Origin of the sequence: Candidatus Accumulibacter vicinus (genome assembly GCF_000584955.1) — a bacterium.
Lineage (GTDB): Bacteria > Pseudomonadota > Gammaproteobacteria > Burkholderiales > Rhodocyclaceae > Accumulibacter > Accumulibacter vicinus.
On the sequence record NZ_JDSS02000006.1, the window covers coordinates 231,245 to 238,003 of the forward strand.

General features: G+C 58.1%; 9 protein-coding genes. 5 read left to right on the forward strand and 4 right to left on the reverse strand.

Annotated elements, in window-relative coordinates:
* A partial coding sequence (locus tag CAPSK01_RS01890) for a M48 family metalloprotease (RefSeq protein WP_273702885.1) occupies positions 1-801 on the reverse strand: 801 nt, incomplete at its 3' end.
* 144 nt (positions 802-945) lie between these two features.
* Here CAPSK01_RS01890 and moaC point away from each other — a divergent pair.
* Positions 946-1,428, forward strand: a complete 483-nt coding sequence (gene moaC, locus CAPSK01_RS01895) for a cyclic pyranopterin monophosphate synthase MoaC (RefSeq protein WP_034921701.1) — start codon at positions 946-948, stop codon at positions 1,426-1,428.
* Positions 1,429-1,692: 264 nt separating this feature from the next.
* Here the strand turns inward: moaC and CAPSK01_RS01900 are convergent, their stop codons facing one another.
* A complete protein-coding gene (locus tag CAPSK01_RS01900) occupies positions 1,693-1,896 on the reverse strand; it encodes a cold-shock protein (RefSeq protein WP_015768464.1) in 204 nt (67 codons plus the stop codon).
* A gap of 261 nt (positions 1,897-2,157) precedes the next feature.
* Between CAPSK01_RS01900 and clpS the strand changes: the two genes are divergently transcribed.
* From clpS to CAPSK01_RS21415, 4 genes are all read left to right on the forward strand, one after another.
* Positions 2,158-2,466: an ATP-dependent Clp protease adapter ClpS gene (gene clpS, locus CAPSK01_RS01905; protein WP_034921519.1), complete on the forward strand. Its 309-nt coding sequence runs from the start codon at positions 2,158-2,160 to the stop codon at positions 2,464-2,466.
* Positions 2,467-4,725, forward strand: coding sequence for an ATP-dependent Clp protease ATP-binding subunit ClpA (gene clpA / locus CAPSK01_RS01910; RefSeq protein WP_034921522.1), 2,259 nt, complete (start codon positions 2,467-2,469; stop codon positions 4,723-4,725). It begins immediately after the preceding gene.
* Between the two features lie 63 nt (positions 4,726-4,788).
* On the forward strand, positions 4,789-5,283 hold the full coding sequence (rraA, locus tag CAPSK01_RS01915) for a ribonuclease E activity regulator RraA (RefSeq protein WP_034921525.1): 495 nt from the start codon (positions 4,789-4,791) through the stop codon (positions 5,281-5,283).
* A 28-nt stretch (positions 5,284-5,311) separates the two neighbouring features.
* Positions 5,312-5,824 (forward strand): ankyrin repeat domain-containing protein, encoded by a 513-nt coding sequence (locus CAPSK01_RS21415; RefSeq protein WP_273702886.1) that lies wholly within the window; start codon positions 5,312-5,314, stop codon positions 5,822-5,824.
* 56 nt (positions 5,825-5,880) lie between these two features.
* On the opposite strand, the gene CAPSK01_RS01925 is transcribed toward CAPSK01_RS21415, so the two are convergent.
* Both CAPSK01_RS01925 and CAPSK01_RS01930 read right to left on the reverse strand, forming a co-directional pair.
* Positions 5,881-6,405: an ACT domain-containing protein gene (locus CAPSK01_RS01925; RefSeq protein WP_034921527.1), complete on the reverse strand. Its 525-nt coding sequence runs from the start codon at positions 6,403-6,405 to the stop codon at positions 5,881-5,883.
* Between the two features lie 114 nt (positions 6,406-6,519).
* Positions 6,520-6,759 (reverse strand): NnrS family protein (locus tag CAPSK01_RS01930; protein WP_034921536.1); only part of this gene is annotated, 240 nt, incomplete at its 5' end.

A 6,759-nucleotide genomic window follows, 5' to 3' on the forward strand; every position in this document is an offset into this window, starting at 1 on the left:
GCTGTCGGCCACCTGCCGATAGGGAGCACCCTGCGCCCGGTTCTGCATGTCGGAGATCCGTTCCAGGGTCAGCGGATGCGAGCGCATGTAGACCGGTGCGTTGTTCTCATATACCCGCCCGGCCTGCTGCAAGCGACCAAAGAAGTCGCCCATGCCGCGCACGTCGTAACCCGCCTGGGTCATCATCTGAAAACCCAGGCGATCAGCTTCTCGTTCATAATCACGACTGTAGGCCAGTTGCGCCTGAATCGAGCCGGCCTGTGCCGACGCAATCGCAGCACTGGCGACCTGCGAGTTGGAACGGGCAGCCAGTACGCCGACGGCCATCGCAATCATGCTGGCGATCGAATTCTGTTTCTCGCGGGCAATCTGCCGGGCCAGGTGATTCTGCATCACATGCGAGATTTCATGTGCAAGTACGCCAGCCAGTTCAGACTCCGATTGCGCCGTCAGCAAGGTACCGGTGTTCACGCCGATGAAACCGCCGAACATCGCAAACGCATTGACCGTGTTATCGCGAACAAAGAAGAACTGACAATCGCGTGAGGGATTCGAACTGGCAGCAACCAGGCGGTTGCCAAGACGATTGAGGTAGTCGGAAAGCTCCGGGTCATCAACGTAGCTCGGCTCACGCAGGCGAATTTCATTCATGATGCGTTCGCCGATCTTCCGTTCAAGCTGCGGCGGGAGTTCGGCATGCGCCGCCTCGCCCAAGTCGGGAAGTTCGTCTGCCCGCAACGGGAAGTTCCCCGACACGACCGTCAGGGTCAGGAATACGGCGGCACAAGCGATTCTGATCAACGCGGCTCCCAGGCATCAGCGAATAGCGATGGTGCTATGATAACCAATGCCCAGCCGCCAGATTGTTACTAACCGTTACCAAATGCCAGCGGCTCCATTCCGGGTCCGTCCCTTGGCAAGAACCCGTGTACCTCATTGACGATCATGCCCACCAACCCCCTCACCCACTTTAACCCGCAAGGTCAGGCGCAGATGGTCGATGTCGGCGAAAAGACCGAGACCCCCCGACAGGCGATGGCCACCGGCAGCATCCTGATGAAACCGGAAACCCTGGCTCGCATTGTGGAAGGTTCGACCCGCAAGGGTGACGTTCTCGGCGTCGCGCGAATTGCCGCGATTCAAGGTGCCAAACGCACTGCCGACCTGATCCCCTTGTGTCACCCGATCGCCTTGACCAAGGTGTCGGTCGATTTTGCCATCGACAAAGAGACCAACCGCGTGCATTGCACAGCGCGCGCCGAATGTTTCGGTCGTACCGGTGTCGAGATGGAGGCGCTTTGCGCCGCCAGTATCGGTTTGCTGACGATCTACGACATGTGCAAGGCAGTCGATCGCGGGATGCGCATCGAAGAGGTCCGCCTGCTCGAGAAAAGCGGCGGCAAGTCAGGACACTGGACAGCGAACTGAGAGGTGGTGAAGAAATCGTCGCGAGCAGGCCGAGATGCAAGGCGCGAGGGAGCGAACGACGAGACCTATCCAGTGGATAGGCGAGGAGTGAGCGACTGAGCAACGCAGCAGATCGGTCGCGCAGTAGATTTATTCACAACCTCTGAAATGACGAGGTCGCACCATGCACATGCCGGCACGAAAGCCGGCGGCATGTGATCGAGATCCAGGCGTGATACGAAAAAAAACCCGCCGGAGGCGGGTCCCTATTGCACACCCAAAAAATCAGGCGCGCGAAATATTCGAGGCCTGCTTGCCCTTCGGGCCCTGCGTCACGTCGAAGGAAACCTTCTCGCCCTCTTTGAGGGTCTTGAAACCGCCCATGGTGATCGCGGAGAAATGGGCGAATAGATCTTCGCTCCCATCATCCGGAGTAATGAAGCCGAAACCTTTGGCGTCATTGAACCACTTCACTGTACCTGTTGCCATCTTGCCACTTCCTTGAAAAAAGACTAAACCCGGGTATCGCCCGACTTGCATGCTTCTCATTCAACACCAACTGGTCAGCGATCTCAGACATGGATACACATCAACCAGCCGCCTGTATTAAGAGCATTTGAGCGTTTTACGCTAGATCGGGCAGCGGCGTCAAGCGTTTTCAATGTCGACTGCTGGCCGCAGCCGTCTGGCGATCCCGAAAAAGGGCAAGACTGGTATTGCGCATCCGCAAAGACTGGTTAGAATTAAGTCATGGCCACAAAGCATCAAGACAGTTCCCTGCTCGAAGCGAAACGCACGCAACTCGCGCCTCCGCCCTTGTACAAGGTCCTGTTGCTGAACGACGATTTTACCCCGATGGATTTCGTGATTGTCGTTCTGCAAAGATTTTTTGGCCTTGATCGAGAACATGCGACGCGTATCATGCTCAAAGTTCATACCGAGGGCCGCGGCGTCTGTGGAATATTTCCGCGCGACGTCGCCGCCACGAAGGTTCAACAGGTTACAACCTTCGCACGCAGTAACCAGCATCCCCTGGCGTGCGTAATGGAGGAAAATTAAATGATTGCGCAGGAACTTGAAGTCAGCTTGCACATGGCATTTGTCGAGGCGCGGCAGAAACGCCATGAATTCATCACCGTCGAACACCTGCTGCTGGCACTGCTCGACAACCCATCGGCTGCTGAGACCCTGCGCGCCTGCGGAGCAGGTATTGAGCAACTACGTCGGGATCTGACCCGCTTCATCAGTGAACACACGCCAACGGTCGCTGGTGATGACGAGATCGATACGCAACCGACCCTGGGTTTCCAGCGCGTGATTCAGCGCGCCATCCTGCACGTTCAGTCTTCCGGCAGGAAGGAAGTCAACGGCGCCAATGTTCTGGTCGCAATTTTTGGCGAAAAGGATTCGCATGCGGTTTATTACCTGCAAAAACAGGGGGTCAGTCGCCTCGATGTAGTCAACTTCATCTCGCACGGAATCAGCAAGGTGCCGCAGAGCGCGCCGCGCAACGAACCGGAAGTCGAGGCGGAAAGCGAACAGCCAAGCGCTGCTGGCCCACTCGAGAGCTATACCATCAATCTCAACGCCTTGGCTCTCCAGGGCAAGATAGACCCGCTGATTGGCCGTGACCGTGAGCTTGAGCGGGTTATCCAGACGCTCTGCCGCCGACGCAAGAACAATCCACTGCTGGTCGGCGAAGCGGGTGTCGGAAAAACCGCCATTGCCGAAGGGCTGGCACGCCGGATCGTCGAATGTGAGATTCCCGAGATTCTCGCCAAAGCCAATGTCTACTGTCTTGATATGGGATCTCTGCTGGCCGGCACCAAGTATCGCGGTGATTTCGAACAGCGGCTAAAGGGAGTCTTGAAGCAACTCAGCGACAATCCGCAGGCGATTCTGTTCATTGACGAAATTCACACCCTGATCGGCGCAGGATCGGCTTCAGGCGGCACCCTCGATGCGTCGAACCTGCTCAAGCCCGCGCTGTCCACTGGCCAGTTGAAGTGCATCGGTGCGACGACCTACACCGAATATCGCGGCATTTTTGAAAAGGACCACGCGCTTTCACGGCGCTTCCAGAAAATCGACGTCAACGAGCCGTCGAGCGCCGAGGCGGTCGAGATCCTCAAGGGACTCAAGTCACGCTTCGAATCCCATCATGGCATCAAGTACTCGGCTGCGGCATTGACCTCGGCCGTCGAACTCTCGGTTCGTTACATTACCGACCGCCACCTGCCGGACAAGGCCATTGATGTCATCGACGAAGCGGGCGCCGCACAACGGATCCTTCCCAAGTCCAGACAGAAGAAACTGATCGGCAAGATCGACATCGAGGAGATCGTCGCCAAGATTGCGCGTATTCCCTCGACCCACGTTTCGTCCGACGACCGCAACAACCTGAGGAATCTCGACCGTGACCTGAAAGCCGTGGTTTTTGGCCAGGATGCAGCCATCGATGCGCTTGCCAGAGCAATCAAGATGGCCCGCTCCGGTCTCGGCAACCCCACCAGGCCGATTGGCAGCTTCCTTTTTTCGGGACCAACGGGGGTCGGCAAAACCGAGGTCGCCAAACAACTGGCGTATTGTCTTGGTAATGAACTGGTGCGTTTCGACATGTCGGAGTACATGGAACGGCACGCCGTCTCGCGCCTGATCGGTGCGCCACCGGGCTACGTCGGCTTCGATCAGGGCGGATTGCTGACCGAAGCGGTCACCAAGAAACCGTACAGTGTCCTGTTGCTCGACGAGATTGAAAAGGCGCATCCTGACATCTACAATATTCTTTTGCAGGTCATGGACCACGGCACGCTGACCGACAACAACGGACGCAAGGCAGATTTCCGCAATGTGGTGATCATCATGACCACCAATGCTGGTCAGGAAGCTATCCAGAAAGCAACGATGGGTTTCAACCCAACCCGAAAGGCTGGCGACGAGATGGCCGAGATCAAGCGGATTTTTACTCCCGAATTCCGCAACCGGATCGACGCCACCATCTCGTTCGGAGCGCTTGACCACGCCGTCATCCTGCGGGTCGTAGACAAGTTCCTGATGCAACTCGAGGCACAACTGCATGAAAAAAAGGTGGAGGCGGTGTTCACCACGGCACTGAAAGAGGATCTCGCCGCGAAAGGCTTCGATCCGCTGATGGGTGCCCGCCCGATGGCTCGCCTGATTCAGGACACCATCCGCGCCTCGCTGGCCGACGAGTTGCTGTTCGGGCGACTGGCCTCCGGCGGCCACGTCACCGTCGACATCGACGAAAACAAGAAAGTGAAGCTGACTTTCGAAGAAGAACACGCGGTGCTGGCCTGAGCAGCCACGACCATGCCAAGAGCAATGCTCATTTCCTGAACCACCATCGCCCAGGCCAGCCGCATGCGTTTCAAGACTCCCGACTTGCTGGACAATAACGAGGCCAGAATTCAAGCTGGCAGCATCCGTATTGTCGCACCCATGTTTCGGCATTATGGGGGCCGCTCCGCTTTCTCTGGCCAGATCGTCACGCTGAAGCTGTTCGAGGACAACTCTCTGGTCCGTGAAGTTCTTGCTGAACAAGGCAGGGACAAGGTCCTGGTGATTGACGGCGGTGGTTCGATGCGTTGCGCGCTGGTCGGTGACCAGTTGGCAATCCTGGCTCACAGGAATGCCTGGGAAGGGATCGTGGTCTACGGCTGCATCCGCGATTCGGAAGACATCAGCCGTATCGACATCGGCCTGCGCGCGCTGGATACGCACCCCCTGAAGAGCATCAAGAAAGGCGTCGGCGACCGCGATCTGGCCGTCAGTTTCGGTGGCGTCACTTTCAGGCCGGGTGAGTGGATTTATGTTGACGGCGATGGGGTCGTCGTCAGTGAGCAGCCATTAAGCTGAAACCAGGCCACAGGATCGGAGGTCAAGCGTGAACGTTGGCATAGACTTGCTTAAAGCCATTCGCTCAGGGCGTCTTCACGATGTCCGGGCGGTACTCGACGCTGGCGCATCGGCAGAGTTGCTGGATGGTCGGGGCGACCCCGGTTTGCCGCTCGGTGTCGCGTGTTTCATGGGATACGCCGACATCGTCCGCGAGCTGGTCAGCCGTGGCGCGAAAGTCAACACCCCGGATAATGCCCAACCCACCTCGCCGTTGTCGATGGCCGTTCGCGGCAACCGCAAAGAGGTTGTCAAGACCCTGATCGAATTAGGGGCTAAGGTCCCGCCGGGAATGCAGACTGGACTGTCCGAACAGGAGATGATGATCGCCCGCTTGCGAGGTCAGCAATACAGCGCGAAGACTGCCGGCGCCGGTGAATACCACCCTGAGCCGCCGGTCGTCTTCGAGGAAATCGAAATGTTCAGCTGCTATGGAACCAACACGGCAGTGCTGGATGCCGACATGATCCGGGCGGCACGAGAAATGGAAAAGAAGAAGTAGTCGGGTGATGGATGGCCATCGTGCCTGCGTGGCCTAGCCAACGGCAACAAGACCGCTCAGGTGCGATCGGCTTCGTCGAGGGTGATATCGACCATCAGGTCGTTCGACAGACTCTCCAGCTCACGGGTCAGTTCGCTCACGTCGAACTTTGATGCGGCAGTCAACTCGATACTGGCATGGAAGAGCATCCCTGCCGACATTGGCGCACTCGCTGTGTAGGTGCTGAGATCCTCGACATTGAGCGCATGCCGGGCAAGTACCTGCGAGACTTCGCGAACGATGCCGATACGGTCATGACCCACCAGCGAAAGCTTCAACCGTCGCTGGCCGGCCTGAGCTGCGGACAGGCGGGAAACCTCGGAAGTGACACGCAGGCCGGGCAAAGCGGCGAGCGCTTTGGAAAGCGCGTCCAGTTGTGGCTCCGCGACGCTGACGCAGACAATCCCCGCGAACTTGCCGGATAGGTTCGACATCGACGACTCCAGCCAGTTGCCCTGGTGCTGACTGATGGTGGTGGCAAGCTGTTCGACAAGACCTGGATGGTCATCTCCGATCACGGTCAGAACAAGGGAAACGTTCATGGGGGGACTCCTGGCAAGGTGAGTCGCCATTTTACCCTCTGCCGTCAGGCCGCTTGATACCGGTTTCTCGTTGCGACCGGGGACAGCACCAAGTCCGGGGGTGTGCAAAAGGGCTTACCCGGGCTTGCCGTCAATCCGCTCCCGCGACAACACCGGCCAATACCGAATTGCATACAAGGCAAACGCCAGAGACCAGCAAATCCCCGAACCGATGACTGTGGTCAGATAAGCCTCGGGAACGATCATGCCCCCGAAGACCCGGATCACCGCTGCGCTTTGGACGAGGACGAAACAGGCCAGCTCGAAACCATCGGCAAGAAGCGGACGACCGGTATGGCCGCGCGCGGTGCGTGT

Excerpts from the sequence above, each read along its gene's own strand:
- moaC (WP_034921701.1), top strand. The coding sequence starts at position 946 with ATGCCCACCAACCCCCTCACCCACTTTAACCCGCAAGGTCAGGCGCAG.
- CAPSK01_RS01900 (WP_015768464.1), bottom strand. The coding sequence starts at position 1,896 with ATGGCAACAGGTACAGTGAAGTGGTTCAATGACGCCAAAGGTTTCGGC.
- clpS (WP_034921519.1), top strand. The coding sequence starts at position 2,158 with ATGGCCACAAAGCATCAAGACAGTTCCCTGCTCGAAGCGAAACGCACG.
- clpA (WP_034921522.1), top strand. The coding sequence starts at position 2,467 with ATGATTGCGCAGGAACTTGAAGTCAGCTTGCACATGGCATTTGTCGAG.
- rraA (WP_034921525.1), top strand. The coding sequence starts at position 4,789 with ATGCGTTTCAAGACTCCCGACTTGCTGGACAATAACGAGGCCAGAATT.
- CAPSK01_RS01925 (WP_034921527.1), bottom strand. The coding sequence starts at position 6,405 with ATGAACGTTTCCCTTGTTCTGACCGTGATCGGAGATGACCATCCAGGT.